Source organism: Bacteroides sp. AR29 (genome assembly GCF_900217715.1).
GTDB classification, from domain to species: Bacteria; Bacteroidota; Bacteroidia; order Bacteroidales; family Bacteroidaceae; genus Bacteroides; species Bacteroides uniformis.
In genome coordinates this window covers 16,410-39,470 of sequence record NZ_OBMS01000010.1, presented here as the reverse complement: position 1 = coordinate 39,470, position 23,061 = coordinate 16,410, and the positions used below count along the sequence as shown (strand labels likewise).

15 protein-coding genes are annotated in these 23,061 nt (G+C 47.6%); 10 read left to right on the top strand and 5 right to left on the bottom strand.

Annotated elements, in window-relative coordinates; all coding sequences use genetic code 11:
- Positions 1-36 precede the first annotated feature (36 nt).
- The 9 genes from CSD97_RS08420 to CSD97_RS08380 all read left to right on the top strand — a co-directional run bounded on the left by CSD97_RS08420 (position 37) and on the right by CSD97_RS08380 (position 16,277).
- A complete protein-coding gene (locus tag CSD97_RS08420; RefSeq protein ID WP_098032268.1) occupies positions 37-2,919 on the top strand; it encodes a TIM-barrel domain-containing protein in 2,883 nt (960 codons plus the stop codon).
- A gap of 141 nt (positions 2,920-3,060) precedes the next feature.
- Positions 3,061-5,643 carry a glycoside hydrolase family 2 TIM barrel-domain containing protein gene (locus CSD97_RS08415; protein WP_098032267.1) on the top strand — a complete coding sequence of 861 codons (2,583 nt, stop codon included), beginning with the start codon at positions 3,061-3,063 and terminating at the stop codon, positions 5,641-5,643.
- Between the two features lie 47 nt (positions 5,644-5,690).
- On the top strand, positions 5,691-7,904 hold the full coding sequence (locus tag CSD97_RS08410) for a glycoside hydrolase family 3 C-terminal domain-containing protein (protein WP_098032266.1): 2,214 nt from the start codon (positions 5,691-5,693) through the stop codon (positions 7,902-7,904).
- A 174-nt stretch (positions 7,905-8,078) separates the two neighbouring features.
- On the top strand, positions 8,079-10,541 hold the full coding sequence (locus tag CSD97_RS08405) for a glycoside hydrolase family 95 protein (protein WP_005833627.1): 2,463 nt from the start codon (positions 8,079-8,081) through the stop codon (positions 10,539-10,541).
- 96 nt (positions 10,542-10,637) lie between these two features.
- Positions 10,638-12,134, top strand: coding sequence for a 3-succinylated cholic acid synthase (gene bas-suc, locus CSD97_RS08400; RefSeq protein ID WP_005833625.1), 1,497 nt, complete (start codon positions 10,638-10,640; stop codon positions 12,132-12,134).
- A 4-nt stretch (positions 12,135-12,138) separates the two neighbouring features.
- Positions 12,139-12,771, top strand: coding sequence for a hypothetical protein (locus CSD97_RS08395; RefSeq protein ID WP_005833623.1), 633 nt, complete (start codon positions 12,139-12,141; stop codon positions 12,769-12,771).
- A 90-nt stretch (positions 12,772-12,861) separates the two neighbouring features.
- A complete protein-coding gene (locus CSD97_RS08390; protein WP_005833621.1) occupies positions 12,862-13,416 on the top strand; it encodes a cob(I)yrinic acid a,c-diamide adenosyltransferase in 555 nt (184 codons plus the stop codon).
- A gap of 70 nt (positions 13,417-13,486) precedes the next feature.
- Positions 13,487-13,708 carry a DUF2795 domain-containing protein gene (locus CSD97_RS08385; RefSeq protein ID WP_002558131.1) on the top strand — a complete coding sequence of 74 codons (222 nt, stop codon included), beginning with the start codon at positions 13,487-13,489 and terminating at the stop codon, positions 13,706-13,708.
- 133 nt (positions 13,709-13,841) lie between these two features.
- On the top strand, positions 13,842-16,277 hold the full coding sequence (locus tag CSD97_RS08380) for a DEAD/DEAH box helicase (protein ID WP_098032265.1): 2,436 nt from the start codon (positions 13,842-13,844) through the stop codon (positions 16,275-16,277).
- Positions 16,278-16,347: 70 nt separating this feature from the next.
- Here CSD97_RS08380 and CSD97_RS08375 read toward each other — a convergent pair whose 3' ends face one another.
- From CSD97_RS08375 to CSD97_RS08365, 3 genes are all read right to left on the bottom strand, one after another.
- Complete coding sequence (locus tag CSD97_RS08375; RefSeq protein WP_005824440.1) at positions 16,348-16,707, bottom strand: DUF488 family protein; 360 nt, start codon at positions 16,705-16,707, stop codon at positions 16,348-16,350.
- Entirely contained in the window at positions 16,704-17,432 is a 729-nt protein-coding gene (gene ric, locus CSD97_RS08370; RefSeq protein ID WP_005824443.1) for an iron-sulfur cluster repair di-iron protein, read from the bottom strand. The genes CSD97_RS08375 and ric overlap by 4 nt, the downstream gene beginning before the upstream one ends.
- Before the next feature lie 280 nt (positions 17,433-17,712).
- On the bottom strand, positions 17,713-18,210 hold the full coding sequence (locus CSD97_RS08365) for a hypothetical protein (protein WP_005824447.1): 498 nt from the start codon (positions 18,208-18,210) through the stop codon (positions 17,713-17,715).
- A gap of 161 nt (positions 18,211-18,371) precedes the next feature.
- Here CSD97_RS08365 and CSD97_RS08360 point away from each other — a divergent pair, with 161 nt between their 5' ends.
- Positions 18,372-18,932 (top strand): porin family protein, encoded by a 561-nt coding sequence (locus CSD97_RS08360; protein ID WP_098032264.1) that lies wholly within the window; start codon positions 18,372-18,374, stop codon positions 18,930-18,932.
- Positions 18,933-19,005: 73 nt separating this feature from the next.
- On the opposite strand, the gene CSD97_RS08355 is transcribed toward CSD97_RS08360, so the two are convergent.
- Both CSD97_RS08355 and CSD97_RS08350 read right to left on the bottom strand, forming a co-directional pair.
- The gene (locus CSD97_RS08355) at positions 19,006-19,566 is read right to left on the bottom strand and encodes a hypothetical protein (RefSeq protein ID WP_034529132.1); all 561 of its coding nucleotides are present in this window, start codon (positions 19,564-19,566) and stop codon (positions 19,006-19,008) included.
- Between the two features lie 111 nt (positions 19,567-19,677).
- On the bottom strand, positions 19,678-22,947 hold the full coding sequence (locus tag CSD97_RS08350; RefSeq protein ID WP_244284021.1) for a PL29 family lyase N-terminal domain-containing protein: 3,270 nt from the start codon (positions 22,945-22,947) through the stop codon (positions 19,678-19,680).
- Positions 22,948-23,061 lie beyond the last annotated feature (114 nt).

Genomic DNA, 23,061 nt, shown 5'->3' with positions numbered 1-23,061 from the left:
TTTACATCAGAGAAAATTCACTTTAAAAACAGTAATATGAAATTGAAAAACACTTCAGTTTATTTGCTTGCCGGATGGATGCTCGCCGCATGTTCCGGAGGCGGATTCCAAAAGACCGAGAACGGTGTTGTTGTGGAAGTCAAGCAGCAGCAACCGACGGATGTGCGTAAAGTAAGATTAGAAGTAATGGGCGAGAAGCTCATTCATGTATCGGCTACTCCTGAGAAGGAATTCTCAAAGGAGCAGAGTCTCATTGTGATCCCTCAACAGAATAAGACCGACTTTAAGGTCGAAGAGCAGGGCGATGAAGTGACTGTCAAGACATCGGAATTATGTGCCATTGTGTCCAAGACAACGGGTGAGGTACGCTTCACGGATGCCGACGGCAAGCAGATTCTGGCTGAAGACTCTGACGGGCGGACCTTTACTCCGGTGGAAGTGGAAGGTACGAAAGGATATACAGTACGTCAGGTATTCCAGTCGGCAGGCAATGATGAGGCTTTCTATGGCTTGGGCCAGCACCAGGCGGATGAGTTCAACTATAAAGGTAAGAATGAGGAACTGTTCCAGTACAATACAAAGGTGTCTGTACCCTTCATCGTGTCTAATAAAAACTACGGTGTGCTTTGGGACAGCTATTCGCTCTGCCGTTTCGGTGACCCGCGTGACTACTCACAACTGGGTGATGTCTTCAAACTTTATGATAAAGAGGGCAAGGAAGGTGCTTTGACCGGTACATATATTCCGGGCAAGAAAGATGTGGAAACCCTTGTACGTCGTGAGGATTCTCTTTATTTTGAACATCTGGACCGTGCCGCACATCTGAGTAAGGTGATTAATTTGCCTGCGGGTTTCCCGTTCGGAGGGTCTGATGTAGTTTATGAGGGAGAAATAGAACCGGCAGAAAGCGGCTTATTCCGTTTCATCCTTTACTATGCAGGCTACATGAAAGTATATATTGATAATGAGTTGGTGGTTCCCGAACGTTGGCGTACGGCTTGGAATCCTAACAGTTATAAGTTTGCTGTCAATCTGGAAGCGGGCAAGCGCGTTCCGTTGAAGATAGAGTGGAAGCCTGATGCCGGTGTTTCTTACTGCGGTCTGCGGGTATTGAGTCCGGTGGCTGATGAAGAACAGAACAAACTCTCCTGGTGGGGTGAAATGCAGAATGAAATAGACTACTATTTCGTTTATGGTGATGATATGGACGATGTGATTAGCGGCTACCGTACATTGACAGGTAAATCCCAGATTATGCCGAAATGGGCGATGGGTTACTGGCAGAGCCGTGAGAAGTACAATACGCGTGAGGAGGTTCTCTCCACCTTGAAGGAATTCCGTGAACGTCAGATTCCTATCGACAATATCGTAATCGACTGGCTGCACTGGAAGCAGGATTCTTGGGGAAGCCATGAGTTCGACCCCGAACGTTTCCCCGACCCGAAAGGAATGGTCGACTCCATTCACGCCATGAACGGATGTCTGATGATTTCCGTATGGCCCAAGTTCTATGCTACGACCGAACACTTCAAGGAATTTGACGAAAAAGGCTGGATGTATCAGCAGGCTATCAAAGACAGCATCAAAGACTGGGTAGGCCCCGGCTATCTGGGCTCTTTCTATGACGCATACGATGCCGATGCACGCAAGCTCTTCTGGAAGCAGATGCAAGACCACTACTATCCTCTGGGTGTTGACGCTTGGTGGATGGATGCCAGCGAACCGAACATACGCGACTGTACGGATTTGCAATACCGCAAGGACCTTTGCGGCCCGACGGCACTTGGCCCCTCTGCCAAGTTCTTCAATGCATACGCACTGATGAATGCCGAAGCTATCTATGACGGACAGCGCGGCGTGGAACCGGACAAGCGCGTCTTCTTGTTGACACGTTCCGGCTTTGCAGGGTTGCAACGCTATTCTACTGCCACCTGGAGTGGTGACATCGCTACCCGTTGGGAAGATATGAAAGCGCAAATCTCTGCCGGCTTGAACTTTGCTGTCAGCGGTATCCCTTATTGGACCATGGACATCGGCGGATTCTGTGTAGAGAACCGTTATGTGGCTGGTCAGATGGAATTCAACAAGACTGGACGTGAAAATGCTGATTACAAGGAATGGAGAGAGTTGAATACCCGTTGGTATCAGTTCGGTGCTTTCTGCCCGTTGTTCCGTGCACACGGCCAGTATCCGTACCGTGAGGTTTGGAATATCGCTCCGGCAGGACATCCGTGCTACAACTCCATCGTTTATTATACGAAGCTGCGTTACAACATGATGCCGTATATCTATTCTTTGGCAGGTATGACTTATTTCAATGATTATACCATCATGCGTCCGCTCGTAATGGACTTCACAGCTGATGCAAACGTCAACAATATAGGTGACCAGTTCATGTTCGGTTCTGCCTTGATGGTGGCTCCGGTTTACGAATATGGCGCACGCAGCCGCGAGGTTTATTTCCCGGCAAGCTGTGGTTGGTATGACTTCTACTCCGGCAAGTATGTGGATGGCGGCCAGAAGTTGACAGTAGATGCTCCTTATGAACGTATTCCGCTCTACGTATGCGAAGGTGCCATTGTACCTTATGGTCCGGACATGCAATACAGTGATGAAAAACCGGCTTCGGAAATCACCCTCTATGTTTATACGGGTAAGGACGGCGCATTTACGCTCTATGAGGATGAAGGTGTGAACTATAATTATGAGAAGGGACAATATGCCACTATACCGTTTGCCTATAACGATGCTGAGGGTACACTGGTTATCGGCGACCGTACGGGTGACTTCCCTGGTATGCTGAAGGAACGTACTTTCAATGTAGTGAAGGTAAGCAAAGACCGGCCGCAACCGTTCGACTTAAAGGCTAAAGGTACAACGGTGAAGTATGACGGAAAAGCACAAACCGTAAAATTATAATCAGAATGATAGACGACGGTGCCAGGGAGAGAAATCTTCCCGGTACCGATCTCGTCGTTCCTCGGTGCCGGGCACTTCCCCACTTCTGAATAGCTGTGAGAGAGGAGTAGGCACTCGATAATCTTTTAGATATTTATTACCATGAATAAAATCATATTGTCTTTGGCCATCGGGCTGTCCCTATTGGCCGGTTGCAATGCTCCTAAAGAGGTAGCTGGCGATGACCGTAGCTTGGATTTTACTGCCGACTGGGCCTTTCGCTTGGGAGATGATACGGCGGCAGCCCGTCTGGATTATAATGACGCAGACTGGCGGAAACTGAACTTGCCCCACGATTGGGCTGTTGAAGGAGAGTTCAGTCGGGACAATCCGTCAGGAACAGGGGGAGGTGCTCTGCCTGGTGGTATAGGTTGGTATCGTAAGACTTTTATTGCCGATAAGGTCGATGAGGGCAAGCGCTATCGCATAGATTTCGATGGTGTCTATATGAACTCCACCGTTTATATTAATGGGCATGAACTGGGAACACGCCCCTATGGATACATCTCGTTTAGTTATGATTTGACTCCTTATATCAAATGGGGGGAGAAGAATGTGATTGCTGTAAGAGTGGACAATGCCGAACAACCCAATTCACGTTGGTATTCCGGTTGCGGTATCTACCGTAATGTGTGGTTGACGAAACTGAATCCGGTGCATGTGGCACAGTGGGGTACCTACGTGACGGCAGAAGAAGTGTCGAAGAACAGTGCCCGGTTGAAGATACGTACCAGTTTACAGTACGATGTAGAGACGCAGACGGAAGATTCCGTGCAGCAGGCCGACGGTACATATGTTGTGTTCGATTCGGAAATTATTCCTCTGATTGATGTCGTCCTGCAATCCCGGTTAGTGGATGCCGACGGTCATGTGGTGGGTGAGGCTGTGTCGGAAGCTCAGCTGATGCCTGTCGCTCCGGCAGAAATGGAGCAGGAAATAGAATTGAAGAATCCTAATCTCTGGAGTATTGATGCACCTTATATGTATAAGGTAGAAAGCATCCTCAAGGATAAGCAGACCGGCGAGGTACTCGACCGTTACTATACTCCTACCGGCATCCGTACTTTCCGCTTCGATGCACAAAAAGGATTTATCCTGAATGGTGAACAAGTGAAGATAAACGGTGTCTGCATGCATCATGACCTGGGTTGCCTGGGAGCTGCGGTGAATACGCGCGCCATCGAGCGCCAGTTGGAGATTCTGAAAGAAATGGGTTGCAACGGAATCCGTTGTTCCCATAACCCTCCTGCACCGGAGCTGCTCGACCTTTGCGACCGTATGGGCTTCATCGTGATGGACGAGACTTTCGACATGTGGCGCAAGAAAAAGACCCGCCACGACTATTCACGCTATTTCAACGAATGGCACGAACGCGATTTGACTGACCTTATCGTGCGTGACCGCAATCATCCTTCCATCTTCATGTGGAGCATCGGCAACGAAGTGCTGGAGCAGTGGACGGATGCCAAAGCCGACACCTTGAGTCTGGAAGAGGCCAATCTGGTCTTGAACTTCGGTCACAGTGCGGATATGCTGGCAAAGGACGGAGAAATGTCCGTCAACTCACTGCTGACAAAGAAACTGGCAGATATGGTGAGAAAGCTCGATGCCACGCGCCCCGTGACGGCAGGCTGCAACGAGCCGAACCCGAACAATCATTTGTTCCGTTCCGGTGCGCTTGATATTATCGGCTTCAATTACCATGACGACTGGTTTGCAGGTGTTCCCGAGAACTTCCCCGGCAAGCCGTTCATCGTGACGGAAAGTGTTTCCGGCCTGATGACACGCGGTTACTACCGGATGCCGAGTGATTCGATGTTCATCTGGCCCGAACGTTGGGACAAGCCTTTCTATGATGCCTCGTTCTCTTGCTCCTCCTACGACAACTGTCATGTTCCTTGGGGCAACCGTCACGAAGGTACTATGCGTCATGTGAAGAACAACGACTTTATCAGTGGACAATACGTCTGGACGGGCTTCGATTATATCGGTGAGCCTACTCCTTACGGTTGGCCGGCACGCAGCTCTTACTTTGGCATTATCGACTTGGCCGGCTTCCCGAAGGATGTCTACTACATGTATCAGTCCGAGTGGCGTCCGGATAAGGCGGTGTTGCATCTTTTCCCGCATTGGAATTGGACGGAGGGACAAGACATCGATTTGTGGGCATATTATAACAATGCCGACGAAGTGGAGCTTTTCGTGAATGGAAAGTCGCAGGGTGTGCGCAGCAAGGGAAAAGACGATTTCCACGTCATGTGGCGCGTGAAGTATGAGCCGGGTACGGTAAAGGCTGTTTCCCGCAAGGAAGGAAAGACTGTGGCCGAGCAGGAAATCCGGACAGCGGGCGAACCTGCGCAGATTCGTCTCAGCCCCGACCGCAGTACCATTCAGGCAGATGGCAAAGACTTGAGTTTCATTACGGTTGAGATTCTGGACAAAGATGGAAATTTGTGTCCGAATGCCGAAAACGATGTGACCTTTGCCGTAGAAGGTGCCGGCTTCATTGCTGGAGTGGATAACGGAAGCCCCATCTCTATGGAGAAGTTCAAGGACAACCACCGCAAGGCTTTCTACGGAAAGTGCCTGGTGGTACTGCAGAACAACGGTGAACCGGGTGGTGTCAAGGTGACGGCTACGGCTGATGGACTGGAGAAGGCGACGGCGGCGATTAAAGTTAAATGATAATTTGATGTGCTAATTGGCACATTAGCATATTAACCAATTAAGACATGAAGAATAAATTTTTAGCAACCTTATTTCTTGCATGCTCCATCAGTACCGTGTCTGCACAGACACCGGTCTATATGGACGATGCACAACCTATTGAAGCACGTGTAAAGGATGCTCTCAGCCGGATGACACTGGAAGAGAAGGTAGCCCTTTGCCATGCGCAGAGTAAATTCAGCAGTGCGGGTGTTCCGCGGCTCGGCATTCCCGAGCTTTGGATGAGCGACGGCCCTCACGGTGTCCGTGCCGAAATCAACTGGAATGACTGGGGATATGCCAACTGGACCAATGACAGCATTACCGCTTTCCCGGCCTTGACTTGTCTGGCCGCTACCTGGAATCCGGACATGTCTGCCAAGTATGGCAAGGCCATCGGTGAGGAAGCGCGCTATCGTGAAAAGGATGTGTTGCTGGGCCCCGGCGTCAACATCTACCGTACTCCGATGAACGGTCGTAATTTTGAATATATGGGCGAGGACCCTTATCTGGCCAGTGTGATGTGCGTACCTTACATCCAGGAGTTGCAGAAGAACGGAGTGGCAGCTTGTGTCAAGCACTATGCGCTGAACAACCAGGAACTGTGGCGCGGACATATTGATGTGAATCTTAGCGACCGTGCTCTGTATGAAATCTATCTGCCGGCATTCAAGGCTGCAGTAGAAGAGGGAGGTGCCTGGAGCATTATGGGCGCTTACAATAAGATTCGCGGCCAGCACGCCTGCCATAACGATTTCACACTGAACAAGATTCTGAAAGATGACTGGAAGTTCGACGGCTGTGTCATTACCGACTGGGGCGGTGCCCACGACACCTATGAAGCTACCGTCAACGGTCTGGATATTGAAATGGGTTCTTACACCAACGGTCTGACGTCCGAGAGTGTATTTACCTATAACGATTATTACCTTGCCAACCCTTATCTCCAGATGTTGAAAGATGGCAAAGTGCCGATGTCTACAATAGACGACAAGGCTTCCCGCATTCTTCGCTTGATATTCCGTACGGCGATGAACCGTCAGAAACCCTATGGTTCGGTAGCTACGGAAGAGCATTATGCCGCTGCCCGCGAGATAGGCAATGAGGGAATTGTGCTGTTGAAGAATGCTCCGGTGATAAAGAAAGGTGCCCCGTTGCTGCCGATTGATGCAGCCAAGTATCAGAATATCCTGGTGGTGGGCGATAATGCCGTACGCTTGCTGAATCAGGGAGGAGGCTCTTCCGAACTGAAAGTGAAGGATATGGTATCTCCGCTGGATGGCTTGCGTGCCGTTTATGGTGATAAGGTAGCCTATGCGAAAGGCTATGCCGCCGGTCGTCCGATGTACGGCCGTGCAGATGAAATTCCGCAGAATGTGGTAGACTCACTCCGTGCAGAAGCCGTAGAAATGGCGAAAAAGGCAGACTTGGTGATACTGGTAGGCGGATTGAACAAGAACCACTTCCAGGATTGTGAAGGCGGCGACCGTCTGGAATACGGCTTGCCTTTCGGGCAGGATGAACTGATTGAAGCTTTGCTGGGGGTAAACAAGAACCTGGTTCTGGTGCTTCTCAGTGGTAATGCGGTGGAAATGCCGTGGGTATCCCGGGTTCCTGCCATTGTGCAAGGCTGGTATTTAGGCTCCATGGGTGGCAAGTCTCTGGCTGACATCCTGAGTGGTGCGGTGAATCCAAGCGGAAAGTTGCCCTTTTCTTTCCCTGCCAAGTTGACGGATTGCGGTGCACATGCTTTTGATGAACTCAGTTATCCGGGCGACAGCATTAAGCAGGAGTATAAGGAAGATATTCTGGTGGGCTATCGTTGGCACGACACCAAGGAGATTCCGGCTCTCTTCCCCTTCGGTCATGGCTTGAGCTATACTACCTTTACATATGGCAAACCGGTGGCTTCTGCCAAGGCCATGGCTGCCGACGGTACGCTGACGGTGACAGTTGCCGTGAAGAATACGGGTAGCATTGCCGGAAAAGAGATTGTACAGCTTTATGTAGGCGATGATAAATGCAGTGTGCTTCGTCCTGTAAAGGAACTGAAACATTTTGCAAAAGTCGGTTTGGCGCCGGGCGAGGAGAAGAGTGTGACTTTCACCCTTACTCCGGATGATTTGAAGTTCTACGATGAGGCTTCCGCAGCTTGGAAGTACGAACCGGGTAAGTTCAAGGCATACGTTTGCGCTTCGTCTGCCGACGTCCGTGGTGTAGTTTCGTTCGAAATGCAATAATCTTATAATCAGTGCGTAACCACTGCAAAATCAGTACAACTGTTTTGCAGTGGTACTGCATACCTTTTGCAGCGCTACTGCAATTGCTTTGCAGCGTCACTGCAAAAGGTATGCAGCAATGCTGCAAAGTGTATGCAGTAAGTTTGCAGCCTGAAATCAGAATCAAAAAACAATATGAAGACACTTGCCACTCTATTTCTGCTTGCAGCCTCGTTGCTGCTTCGTGCAGCCGATGCGCCTGCCGACAGTTGTAATCATCAGTTGTATTATACGTCACCTGCCGCTATCTGGGAGGAGACTCTTCCTTTGGGCAACGGACGCTTGGGCATGATGCCCGACGGAGGCATTCTCCGTGAGCACATTGTGCTGAATGAAATATCATTATGGAGCGGAATGGAGGCGGATTATAGCAATCCGGATGCTTCGAAGAGTCTGCCTGCCATCCGGCAACTGTTGTTTGAGGGAAAGAACCGAGAGGCACAGGAGCTGATGTACAGCAGTTTTGTTCCGAAGAAGCAGGAGACTGACGGGAGATATGGAACCTATCAGGTATTGGGCGATTTGGATATAGATTTTACCTACAATTCTTCATTATCCATTCTCAACTCTCCATTAAACAACTATCGCCGTTGGCTCAACTTGCGCGATGCGGTGGCATATACGGCTTTCAGGCTGGAAGATGTCGATTATCGCCGTGAGTATTTTGTTTCCCGTGACCGTGATGTCATGCTGATTCATCTGGTTGCCGGACGTGAAGGAGCTCTGAATTTCTCTGCCCGTTTGAGCCGTGCGGAACATAGCTCGGTGACTGTCCAAGGGAACACCCTTTTGATGGACGGCATGTTGGAAAGCGGTAAGCCCGGTTTGGACGGTATGAAATACCGTGTGGCCATGCAACTCGTGCAGAACGGTGGTGAATCGTCTGTCAGCCCGGAAAACGGTATCCGCTTGAAGAACGGGCAGGAAGCCTGGCTGATACTTTCTGCCGCTACCTCCTATGCCGCTGCCGGTACCGACTTCCCGGGCGAACGCTATGCGGAAGTCTGCGACAGCTTGCTCCGTCCTTTCACCGCCCCCGCTAATTCTCCATGTTCCATTCTCCATTCTTCATTCTCCAGCCATGTCACTGCCCACCGTTTCCTCTACGACCGTGTTTCCTTGACGCTTCCTGCCACGCCGGATGATACGCTCCCGACGAACGAGCGCATCCTCCGCTTCACACAGCAGGAGTCGCCGGCATTGGCTGCTCTGTACTATAACTACGGACGCTATCTGCTCATCAGCAGTACCCGTCCCGGCAGCTTGCCGCCCAATCTGCAAGGACTCTGGGCAAATGGAGTATCGACTCCCTGGAACGGGGACTATCATACGAACATCAATATCCAGATGAACCACTGGCCCTTGGAGCAAGCCGGCCTCTCCGAACTCTATCAGCCGCTGACGACGCTGATGGAGCGCCTTATCCCTTCGGGAGAGGCAAGTGCGCGTACCTTCTATGGCGATGAGGCAGATGGCTGGGTGCTCCACATGATGACCAACGTATGGAATTATACCGCTCCCGGCGAACACCCCTCCTGGGGAGCTACCAATACCGGTGGCGCTTGGTTGTGTGCCCATTTGTGGGAACACTATCTGTATACGCAGGACAAGGATTATCTGCGCCGTATCTATCCCGTCTTGAAAGGTGCCGCCCGGTTCTTTAGTTCCACTACCGTGCAGGAGCCTTCGCATGGCTGGCTGGTAACTGCCCCCACTTCTTCTCCGGAAAACAGCTTCTATGTGCCGGGTGACAGCGTGACTCCCGTCAGCATTTGTATGGGTCCCACTATGGATGTGCAACTGCTCACCGAGCTTTATATTAATGTCATCGCCGCCGCTCGCCTGCTGGATTGTGATGCGGATTATGTGGCGAAGCTTGAGGCGGACCTGAAGAGATTCCCACCCATGCAAATCAGTAAGGAAGGATATTTGCAGGAATGGCTGGAGGATTATAAGGAAGTGGATGTGCACCACCGCCATGTCTCCCATCTCTACGGCCTGCATCCGGGAAACCTGATTTCGCCGGAGTCCACCCCCGAGCTTGCCGAAGCCTGCCGGATGACCTTGAACCGTCGTGGAGATGAGGGTACTGGTTGGAGCCGTGCTTGGAAGATAAACTTCTGGGCTCGTTTGGGTGACGGAAACCGTGCTTGGAAACTCTTCAAGAGTTTGCTGCATCCTGCTGTCGATGCTGCGACGGGAGGTCATGGTAGCGGCACTTTCCCTAATTTGTTCTGTTCGCATCCTCCTTTCCAGATTGATGGCAACTACGGTGGTGCGGCGGGAGTCGGCGAAATGCTGCTGCAAAGTCATGAAGGCTTTATCCATCTGCTTCCTGCCCTGCCGGATAGCTGGACTACCGGCAACTTCCGTGGAATGCGCGTACGCGGCGGTGCTTCCATAGACCTGGATTGGAAGGATGGACGGGCAACGAGGGCTGTTGTTACCGCTCTTGTTCCGGGGAAATTTACAGTAAAGATGCCCGCAAGTACTGTCCGTGCCGAGGTGAAGGTAGGAGGACATACGCATACTTACAAGAAACCGGCATTCTCGTTGGACTTGAACAAGGGAGAGGCGGCGACCATACATTTCTTATAAGAACGTTCCCTTCCGACAAAATTATCAAGTTATTTGTCTTTCGCGCCCGAATGCTGTACATTTGCAGCGCATGTAGAACAAATATCTTAGATAATTATGAAAAATAGAGTACGTTTTTTCTTCTTGTTTCTCGGCTTGCTGGGAGCGTTGGCAGCTCATGCACAAATCAATGAGTTGCCACGTTCCACACCCGAGGCAGAAGGAGTCCCTTCCAAGGCTGTCACTGCCTTGTTTGATTCACTGATGGCATTGCCAAAAACAGACATCCACAGCGTGGTCGTGCTGCGTCACGGCAAGGTCATCGGAGAAATCTATCCGGCTCCGTTCGCGCCGGAATATCGCCATACCATGTATTCCTGCTCCAAAACCTTTGTCGGGGCTGCCGTAGGACTTGCCATTGCAGACAACCGTTTGCTCTTGACAGACCGTGTCGGTACCTTCTTCCCGGAACTTCTTCCGGATTCGGTTTCCGCTAATCTGGCAGACATGACTGTCCGTGACCTGCTTACCATGACGTCGGGTATCACTCCCGACTGGAATATGCGCAACCTCACTTCCGACTGGATACGTACCTTCCTTGCCAAACCGGTGAAAACTCCGGGCAAGAAGTTTGAATATGATTCGATTAGTACCTATATGCTTTCTGCTATCGTGCAGAAGGTGACGGGCATGACCTTGCTGGATTATCTGAAGCAGAAGCTTTTCACCCCGATGCATATCACGGACGTTGCGTGGGAGATAAGCCCCGAAGGCATCAATACCGGTGGCTGGGGACTGCATATTCAGAGCGAGTCACTGGCAAAATTCGGATTGCTGCTGCTGAACCGGGGTGTTTGGGAAGGCAGGCAGTTGCTCCCGGCTTCCTGGGTGGAGCAGATGATGACCAGACAGATAGGAGATTATGGCTATCAGATGTGGCTTTGCGAATATCCGGGTGCTGTACGTGCTGACGGGGCTTTGGGACAATACATTCTGATTGTTCCGGATAAGGATATGGTAGTGGTCATTACCGAATGTACATTGATAGACGGTCGTCGGCAGCGTCGTCTGGTCTGGAACCGCTTGTTGCCGGAGGTCGGTGACCAGGTATTAGCGCCCGGTAAGGACTACAAGCGCCTGCAGAAGAAACAGCGTTCTTATCAACTGCCGTTAGTGCAAGGAAAGGCTGCTTCCTCCCTTTCACAGAAATACGCAGGCAAGCGCATCCTGCTCGGAGAGAACAAATACGGATGGCAATCCATCGAGCTGCAATTCAAGCAGCAAGAAGTAGTGATGACTGTGGTGGAGAAAGACGGAAAGACATACAGTCTTCCGTTTGGCTATAAGCAATGGTCGAAAGCGGCAATTGATGGCTATCCTCCGTATTCGGTTGCTGCAAAGGGGCGTTTTAAGGGTATAGAAGGCCCTTTCCAGGTGGCAGGCAGTTATGCGTGGGCGTCACTTGATGCTTTGCAACTGAAAGTACATTATGTCAACTGGATAAGCGCTCTTGGGCTTACGCTCTGCTTTGAGGATAACAAGGTACTCCTGACTGTTACGGAGAATTATTCTTCGGGTGAAGGGGTGACTTTCGAAGGTACATTAGCACATTAAAATAATGAATCGTATTTTGCTTACTCTAAAACGGCCTTTTATCTGGCTGTACCGTTTCCGGCACCGTTGCGGCTACGGTGTACATTCTCCTTTTGCCTTTAACCTGATTACGCATGTAATTTACGAAAGTACGGCTTATTATAAATATGAAGAGCTGGCCAAGGCACAGAAGCAACTGGAGCTGGAGAAAGATAAACGTTGGAAGTACGAATCGAAGAAAGTAAAACGCCTTCTGTTCCGTCTGGTAAACTATACCCAGCCGGAGACCATTGTAGATGCCGGTACGCTTGCCGCTTCTGCCCTCTATTTGAAAGCGGGGAAGGAGGGGGCAGATTATACTTCGGCTTCCGACCTTTCCGAGCTCTTTCTGGAGAGTGGCGTTCCCGTTGATTTCCTTTATTTGCACGATTATCGTCATCCCGATTTTGTAGAGGAGGTCTTCCGCATCTGTTCCACCCGTACCAGGGGAAAGTCTGTTTTTGTAATTGAAGGTATCCGTTACACTCCGCAGATGTTTGCCCTCTGGAAGCGCATGAAGCAGGACGGACAGGCAGGTATTACGTTCGACCTTTATGACCTTGGTATCATATTTTTCGATAAAACAAAGATAAAACAAGACTATATTGTCAACTTTTGATTATCTTTAGGCGTTTCAATAGTGAACAGCGGTTAGTGATTAGCTCCACTTACTAGCTGCTAAACATTAACCCCTAAACATTAATCCTTTATGAAGATATACACCAAAACCGGAGATAAAGGAACCACCTCTCTTGTAGGCGGAACCCGTGTACCTAAAACGCATATCCGCCTTGAGGCATACGGTACGGTGGATGAGCTAAATTCCAATCTGGGTCTTCTCATCACGTACCTGCTTGACGGAAAGGATAAAGATTTTCTGCAGCAAGTGCAAGACAGACTTTTTGCCGTAGGCTCTCATCTGGCCACAGACCGGGAGAAAATGGAGCTGAAAGAAGCCAGTATCATCAGCTCGGAGCAGGTGGAAATGGTGGAGCGGGAGATAGACCGTTTGGATACTCTTTTGCCTCCTCTTTCAGCCTTTATTCTTCCCGGCGGAAGTCGCGGTGCGGCACTCTGCCACGTTTGCCGTACGGTTTGCCGCCGTGCAGAGCGTCGGATTCTTGCTTTGGCCGAGCAAGTGGAAATCTCTTCAGAATTATTGGCTTATGTGAACCGCTTGTCTGATTATTTGTTCGTCCTTTCCCGTAAAATGAATCAAGACGACAAAAAAGGTGAAATATTTTGGAATAATAGTTGCAAGTGAAATAAATTGTTATACTTTTGCCGAAAAATAGAAATAGGATTTAATATTCACAATTTTAATACTAGAGACTATGTATTGGACATTGGAATTAGCATCTAAATTGGAAGATGCTCCTTGGCCGGCAACTAAGGATGAATTGATAGATTATGCCATGCGTTCGGGTGCTCCGCTTGAAGTGATTGAGAATCTGCAGGAAATGGAAGATGAGGGCGAGATTTATGAAAGCATAGAAGATATTTGGCCCGATTATCCCAGTAAAGAGGACTTTTTCTTTAACGAGGAGGAATATTGATACGCTTTAAAAGAAAAAACTTACCGGTATGTCTGGTAATATTTTGAAACATAGGGAGAAGTAATTCCAAAACCGATAACTATGGTTGAAGAATTGCTTCTTTTCTTTTTAATACCCCCACACTACAATAATAATGAATGTACAAGAAGCAACAACACGCCGGTTACCGGATTTGAAGGAAAGGCATCTGCCTGAAAACTGCCGCGAAACCATAAACACGATTTTAAAGGAGACTTACGGCTACGAACAGTTTCGTAATCTTGAGATTTACGATGACTTGTCCAAGGGAAAAGAGAAACTCTGCATTTCGCAGGGACAGCTGATAGAGAACGTTATACTGGAGGCTGAAAAGGCTTGGAAAGGTGAAACGCAGGTAGACAATATCTTGCTGACTGCCCCTACCGGCTCCGGAAAATCCTTGTTGTTCCAGCTTCCTGCCATCTATCTGGGGAAGGAGTATAATCTGCTTACCATTGTGGTTTCCCCTTTGAAGGCGTTGATTGTAGACCAGGTGGAAAGTCTGCAAGAACTGGGGTATACGCGTGTGGCATACGCCTCGTCCGATTTATCGCCGGAACAGAAGATGGAGGTTTACCGGCAGGTGCGTGAGGGGGAGATTGATTTGTTCTATCTCTCGCCGGAATTGCTTCTCTCTTACGACATCAAGCATTTTGTAGGCGAGCGCCGCATCGGTCTGGTAGTGGTCGATGAGGCACATACGGTAACGACATGGGGCAAGGAGTTCCGTGTGGACTATTGGTTCTTGGGACGTTACTTGAATACGCTGAAACAGACTCTCGGTTATAATTTCCCGTTGTTTGCATTGACCGCCACGGCTGTCTGGAATCCCAAAGGGGGCAATGACATGATATTCGAGACTATCCGTTCCCTGCAGATGGAGCCTTGTGTGCTTTATGTAGGTACGGTGAAGCGCCGGAATATTGGCTTTGACATCCGTCAGATGGAGATGGAGGACGGGGAGACATACGACAAGGCAAAGCAGCGCGTAGTTGCTGCGCGGGTCGAAGACTTCCTGGACGGTCACAAGACACTGCTCTATTATCCTTTTGCGGGTGGCATCGACATGCGCCTGAAGACGTGGGTGAAGCCGGCAGACTGGCGTCTGGTCGCCTCCTATTATGGCAAGAAGGACAAGGAACAGAAAGCTGTCATTGTGCAGGAGTTCAAGGAAGGAACCAAGAAACTGATTGTGGCTACGAAAGCTTTTGGTATGGGAGTGGACATCAGTGATATAGACCGTGTATATCATGTGGCGCCATCCAGTACGTTTGTCGACTATATTCAGGAGATAGGGCGTGCTGCGCGTGATACGGAGATACAGGGTATTGCCGCTACCGACTACCATGAGCGTGACTTCTATTATATGAAGCGTCTGCATCAGACGGGGAACATTGCCCAGGAACAGCTGGTGCTTATTCTGAGAAAGCTCATGGAAGTGTACCGCATGAAAGGGGAAAAACCGGAAATCATGGTGTCTTTGTCCGATTTTGAGTTTGTGGTGAAACTGCCGCGTACAAAGAACAAGCTGGAGTATGAAGCAGAGTTGGGACAGCTCATCAAGACTGCCTTGCTTTGGCTGGAAGACGATTTGATGCAGCGTTATGGAAGGCATCTGCTTGAAATCAGTCCCAAGAATCTGTTGACCGAAGGATATGTCCAGGACAAGACGGGTGATGTCTTTGCCCGTGAATTCCATAGCTATCTGACAAAGGTAGAAGGGGAGGACGGGGTTTACGTCGCACGTCTGGAAGCGCTTTGGGAAGAGCGTTTCCCTGAGCTTGGCTACAAGGAATTCAAACAGAAGTTGAATAATGGAACGTTGTGGGAAGGTGCCCGTACTGTGTCTGTAGGCAAGCATGAGGTGTTGTTAAAGGAAGATGCCACTGTCATCCGTGAGCGGATGGATGCCTTGTTCAAGAGTCTGACAATGATGCTGAAAACGGCATTGATAAAGTCGAAAGGACGTTTTGATGAAGAAGAACTGCGGGCTGTCTTTGCCGAGCATGGCATGGACGTGCGCTCTGCCAAACGCTTTATCGGTTCCCTGCTGGAGAGCCGCACGGAGGAAGGCCGCAGTGTGAGCTATATCAGCAGTGTGAAAAAGAAAGATTCCAATGAACTCTCTTTTACGGTGACCAAAGGCTTTGATTTGCTTCTATCGCGCTATCAAAAACTGTTTAGCCAACGTATAGTGGGCAGTAAGGGAGACCGCCTGTTGTTTTATTGCACTCCTTTCTCGGACTTGAATATGCTGCTTAATCTGCTTTCTATGCTCGACTGCCTTTCGTTCAGTGTGGAGGGTGGCGGTACGCCTTGCGTATTTGTCCGTTTCAATGACCCCGAAACTCTGCAGGAACTTGCGCTTGGCGATGATTACCGCAATCTGATTCTGGATACCAACGAGCAGATATTCCAGGAGCAGATTGACTTGTTCTCTTTCTTCTTCGGAACAGATAAGCTGACGGATGAACAGCGCTGGGACTTTATCGAGGATTATTTTACGGGAATGGGAGTGGACGACTTGAAAAAGAAGTTTGTGTCCTTGTAGCACTAATTCGTTGAACAGCCTTTCCAGAGTTACAGTTCATCTTTGCTTTTACTGTAAAGATTGTGAGTAATTAGTCTAAGTGCTCCTGCAGAAACCGTTGCAGGATGCGTGCATGGTTGTATATCGGTGCTTTGGAAGCATATAGTAAGGTTATGGTATGGTGGTGTTTTATGGTGTCAATGAACCTAAGGGCGGCTTCCGAATTTTCCAGTTCCTTGCGATACATGGCTGCAAACCCCTCCCAGTGTTCCGCTTGGTCTTCGTGAAACCATTTTCTTAATTCAGGTGAAGGGGTAATATCCTTTTCCCAGACATCGTATTTCAGATGTTCCTTTTTTATGCCGCGAGGCCACAGCCGGTCCACCAATACACGGTAGCCGTCTGTTGCATCGGGTTCTTCATATACCCGTTTGATTCTGATTTGTGTCATGGCTGTTCTCTTAATTTTGCTTCCATTTTGATGGAGCGTGGGAAAACGATATTATTTTCCAGATGGATGTGCTGGTGCAAGGCCTCTTCAAATGCTTTAAGCTGTTGGAGTACGAGGCGGTAACTGTTGCAGGCATCTTCTGGAGCTGTATAGCCGTTGGTCAGATGCTCTATGTGGCGATAGCGTTCTCCTTCAATGTCATGTTCTGCCATCATGACGGATATGGGAGCTTCGATGCTTCCACAGTGGAATTCGGGCAGGGGAGTATTTTCCAGCTTAGCCTTTACCATCTCATAGATGTAGGGAAACAGTACCAGTTCCTCTTTGTCGAGATGGGCATTGAGGTCGGAGAGGGAATCATGAAAGAGAGCCTGCACATTGTAGAGTGACGGATGTTTTTCACCGTGTACGCGACATATTTTATCCAGCAGTTCTTCAATCTCGGGACCTTGTGTACGGATATTACGGTGGTGGATTTTGAGAATATAGTCCACCAATAAGTCCAGAGGCCAACTCTTGAAATCAATATTTTCGGAGGTTGTCGGAGCCAGATGCTCTATTTCTTCTATCACCTTCTCCATATCGGCTCCGGCAGTTTTACTGGCTTCGGGAAGCAGTGCGGAACCATGGCAGCAGAAATCAATGCCATATTTATCAAATATCCCGGCATTGTTGAAGTTGTCGGCTACGATTTCGCCGACTGTCATACGTTTATAATCCTTCATATGTTATCTTGTTTTTGTTTTCCACAACATTGTGGAAACCTGCTATATATACAATTATATGGCAGATAATGTTTGAAGGGTTATGATTATTTGAGTTTTCTTGCCCGGTTCTTTCATTTAAAGGAATTGGAGGAGTTATCACTTCGCTCCGCTCCGTCAGGAGTTGAAGAAGTTAAAGCCGATACTTCTGTGAATACATACGCACGAGTATTGGCTTTAACTCCTAAGCCGACTTGTCGGCTGATAACTCCTTTAAATGAAAGATTCGTGGTTTCCTTGTCTATCCTTCTACTTTTTGGAATGCCAGCCGTTCGTCTCCATTGGCCAGAAGGATGATGCCGCAATATTTGAATCCGTGCTTCTTCAGTATGTATTGCAGGATATGATTGTCCCGGTGGGTATCTGCACGTAGGTTGGGTATTTGTTCGTAGCACCATTGCAGGCAGGCATTGGCCACTCCTTTGCTGTGTTCTGTACTTGCCAGCCGGTGAATGACGCCGTAAGGAAGCGTATCTTCCACCCATTTTCCTTCATAGATATGCGTATATGTGGGGTCGTTTCCACGGATAAAGGCGAAGGTTCCGATAATTTCTTCGGTATCGTCGGTGCACACATAGCTGTTTCCTTGTTCGATGTCTGCTATGACGATTTCCCTGGAAGGGTAGTTGCCTCTCCACTGCAGCATATTTCCGTCTTTCCGCATGATGTGCTTCGCTTGTTCAAAGATGTCCATAAGGATTGTAATGTCTGTGGGTTGCGTCTTTCTGATTTTTATCATAGCTTTTTATTTTATCTGTGTGGTATCTTTCTTTGATTTAGGTTGCAAAGGTAATGCGTTTTGTGATTCATTGTTCTCTTAAATGAACAAATGCTAATAGATGTTGTTTCTTTAGGAAGAATTTGCATATATTTGTCCCGTAATATTAAACACAATTGATTATGAAAAAGATTTTTAGTGCTTTCGTGATAGCTGTATGCTGTATGTTTATGGCTATGCCTGCCCAGGCCCAACTATTGAAGTGGGGTGTTAAGGGTGGTGTGAATATGACGAAAATAGATTGGGATGGTGGATATAAGGGAAACAAGGATAATTCTACCGGTTTCTTTATTGGTCCGATGGCTGAGTTTACCATTCCCATTGTAGGCTTGGGTGTTGATGGTGCTTTGCTGTTCTCTCAGCGCGGCAAGGACGAGGTGAAGCAAACAGGACTTGAAGTACCCGTAAATCTGAAATATACCATTGGCTTGGGTAGCTTGTTGGGTATTTATGTGGCAGCCGGTCCTGATTTCTTCTTCGACTTCAAGAAGAAGGATTACGTAGACCGCAAGAAGGCTCAAGTGGCACTTAATTTGGGTGCCGGTGTGAAGCTGCTGAAGCATCTCCAGGTTGGCGTGACCTATCAGCTCCCGATGGGCGACTCATTTACGTGGGAGGAGGCGGGTAAGGCTTTCGGTGCCAAGAATAAGACTTGGCAGGTGTCTGCGGCGTATCTCTTCTAAATGTAGTAAAACGATTTGTGGAATATAAAGAAAGGCTCTCCTACAAAAAGGAGGGCCTTTCTTGTGTTTTTGATTACTTTTCTACAATTACATCTACTGGGGCAGGTGCATCATCATGGAGTGGGGTAGCAGCTTCGCGACTAGGCTGTCTACCGTCTTTGATGGCGAGTACCCATTCCCCATTTGCTTTTATGGGGTTGAACATGAACCCCATACTACTACCTGGAGTGTCAGAATCTGAACGTGGCGTAAATTCTATTTTGTACTTCACGTCATTATTTCCTTGTGTAGAGAAGCTGAGGTAATCCAATCGATAACGAATTACCGGGAAACGCTGGAAACGTTTGGCCAGTGCTTCCCGTTGCTGTATCGTTAGGGGTTTGGCTATACCAGCTTCATCAATGGAGTAAAGCATATCAAGAGCTTTGTCAGTCTCTTTAGCTTTTAGAAGATCCATACACTGTGTACATAATGTAAGAACAGCGCTTGAGTCTGCAGCAGTCAAAGTAGCTACAAACTCGTCTTCTGCCTCTTTCTGTGTCTTCATCTTCTCTTCGTGTCCTTTTGTTGAACATGCTCCGAGTAGAAAGCCTGCTGAGAGAAAAAGCATAAAAAGGATTTGTTTATTCTTCATTGTCGATATATTTATTAATCATGCATTGTTAAAGAAAAAGGTGCGTCACCTTATTATGACGCACCTTTATTATATTACCGCATTTTAGGATGCGATGAGTTCTTTACAAAATTATCTGTTGGCAATAGTACCATCAACAGCAATGGCAACTTTAGCACTTACTGTACCCCATGTGTATGTGACCTTTACAGGAACCATGATGGTGAAGTCTTTAGTGTTACCCATATTGTTCTTGTAGTTCAATACTACAGAGTTCAACTTGCTGATGTTGGTAGTTTTGATGTCAATCGGGTTAGAAATTGCAGTACCACCTACTTTATCAAGGATTGTCAGCTTGATAACGTCCTTGTTGATAGGCTTCTGTTCACCGATAACATTAACGTCACAAGTTGCATTGTCAATATCCAAAGTTATTGCGCTGATACCGTAGTATTCGTACAAGTTAACGTTGTTTTCTTTAGCAGCTTCATATACTTTGTCTTTATCATTGTATACGATAACCGGTTTGTCGCGCCAGTCGTTGGCCTTGAACAAGTTACCAAGTAATACGGAAGAACCGTTAGCCTCTGCATCCAAGAACTTGGCTTTGTCGTTGCTTTCAATATCCAGCGGACGCAAGAAGCGAGCGTTGAAGTTGTAAGCGGGAGCCAGTTCAATTTCGCAGTCACCATAAACAGCGGATACCTCGATGATGGCAAACTGTTGGTTAGGCTTGTTTTCGTTATGACCGAAAAGGTTCAAGAATACTTTTGCTTCATCGTTGTTTGCATAAGTAATTGTCTTGGCTGTCTTATCAAGAGTTGCGATGAGAGAAGCGGTTGCTCTCTTTTCACCCCAGTATAACTTAGTGCTGCTCTTGCTCTTGTCAGCTTCAACTGTACTTACAAACAACTTCTTTCCACCTATAGTCAGACCATCGTTCTTAGCAGAGAACAAGTAGCTGTACTTGATTTCCATACCTTTGTCTTTGTTGTTCCAGATTTCACCATAAACCGGCTTAGAAGCTTCTGATACAATGAATTCGATGCCTGATTTTTCAACTTCTTTTCCAGCTTCTGTTACGTAGTGATAGAAGTAGTCATCAAGATTCTTCACATAATTTGCTACATTGTTTGCTGCATCCGGAGCAGGAACATTGGTACGTACAGTATCTCTGTCAGCCAAAGCTGTTTCAGCAGGATACCAGAACGCATCACGTTTGTTACCATAACTTGCTGTAGTCGGCAATTCTGCGATGGAAATCTTGATACCTACGTAAATAGCGTAAGTTGTTCCATCTGCTACAGGTTTGTACTTGCCATAAAGTGTCAAGGTGCGATCTTTGTAATCCTTGATGAGTTGGTCTCTTTGAGTCTTATTGCTAGTCCAGTTCAGGATAGCATTTGTACTAGTGTTACCGTCAGGAGTTTCAGTAACTACACCGTAAGTATTGTCTGCTGCAAATTTATTAGCAGCTGTTACTTGAATGAAGCCACCCTTACCGTCTGCTACATAAGTTTCGTTTTTTACAAATGTATAACCCTTTGTGAATTCTTCCTTGGTCATACCCAGTTCTTCAAGAATCTTACCGGACATGTCTTTCCAAGTGATGGATACAGCTTGTTCACCACACAAGTACGGCAACTGCGGAGTGCTCTTGTCAATAACAATTGCATCAGGAGTAGCGGCTTTTTCAGTGATTTCCAACTTGATGTAACCTGCTAATACTACATTATTTGCTGCATCAACCAGTTTAACCAATACTGCCGGACGACGACCGATAGCACTTCTACCAATCTTTTCTGTACTTCCTTCAGGAATAACTACACTTTCTTCTTTGTCGTTTACATAGCAAGGAGTGAAAGTACCGTCTTCTTCCAATTGAGAGTAAGCATTTTCCTCTGTATCATTGTTACCGCTGATATAGTGAACAGCTTCAAACTTGAGAGTCAGATTATATAGCTGGGCAGCTTCAGCAAGACTCATGCTTTTGTGAGTGGTTGCAGTAATTTTCTCTCCAAAGTTTTCTACATGATGGATACACAGTAAATCTGCCAATTCGATGGAACCACCATTGTATTGTGCAGGAACAGTATATACGTTTTCGATAGCTTCCTTAGCTGTCTTATACAGTTCAGGTTTACAAGTGTTTTTTGTTACGATTTTGCTGTCATCGGTATACGCAATGGCTTTAAAACCTTGAATCATCGGCATGATGGCTGCATAGTCAGAAGTAACTGTAGACTTTTCTTCACCTTCTTTTTCGCCATTAACCAATGTTGCTTCCAGAGCTGCGATAGAAATATAGTTGTTTTCACCGGGAGTGCTCAAATTGCCCTTCTTCAAATCCTCTACAGAGAGTTTGTATGTAGCATACATTCTTTCGCCGTCAATGGTCTTACCTGCGTTTTGGAAGATAGGGGTTACCACAGCAGGAGCAGCTTTTGTAGTTACATATTCCGGAGTAGCTGCCAAGAATTTCCACTCAATATCTTTCAGCTTGGCATTCAGCGGGTTCAAGTGATAGTACATTGCGCTGGTTGAAGGCATCCAATAAGTTCTTTTATTGGCATCTTTCAAGGCAATCCAATTGGTGGCACTTGTTCCTACTTTGATTACATAATCTATTCCGTGATCGTCTTTACTACCGCTTATTCCCTTCTTTTCAGCTTCGATGAAATCACCGTTGGCATATTTGTATTTAGTAGCTTCTACTCCGTCTTCATACAAATCAGGAATGAATACCAATGCTTTCAACTTAGTAGTCAGAGAAATAGTCTTTTCAACCAATTTGCCGTTCTCATCCTTCATGTTACCAAGGGTCAGAGTTTCATCTTTTGTATTCCAAACTGCTGAAAGAGTCCCTTCCGGTAACCATTTTGTTGTTTGTACTTCATACAAAGGATCTTTACCCTTCTCTTCTGTTACTTTCACCCAGTAGCCAGCTTCTGCTTGGCCATGCAACTTGCCAGTTTCTTCAGTACCTGGGTAGTAATAGATGGTTTTAGCGTCTTGACCAGCGCTACCGTTACCCGGTTCACCTTTTTCACCGCGTGCAGGGAACTCTGTTTGTACATTGTCTTTAGCCCACCAATAGTCACCGTTAGCGTCTTTTACAATACTCCAGACGGGAGCGTTTGTGCCGTTTGTTCCATTCTTGATAGGATAAGATTCGCCATTGCTTAATTTGATGACAATGCCATCTTCTGTTTTGTCAACGCCGGTAATGACCGATCCAGCGTCAATCTTAGCTTGAAGGTCACTTACCAGCTTTTCTACTGCTGATACGCGGTTGTCCAAGCTTTCGATGTCGTCATCATAGTCCTTACAAGACGTGAACGTTCCTGCAGTGCCCACCATTAAGGCGCTGAACAGGATCACACTTAGAAACTTTTTGTTCATAATTGAAAACTTTAAATTTATAAATTTAAAAAAATAAAAAGTGAATAATCTCTCATTTTGAACCCCTTTCGCATACTTGTTTTGTTACAAAGTATTCCGTTACTTCGCAGGTAA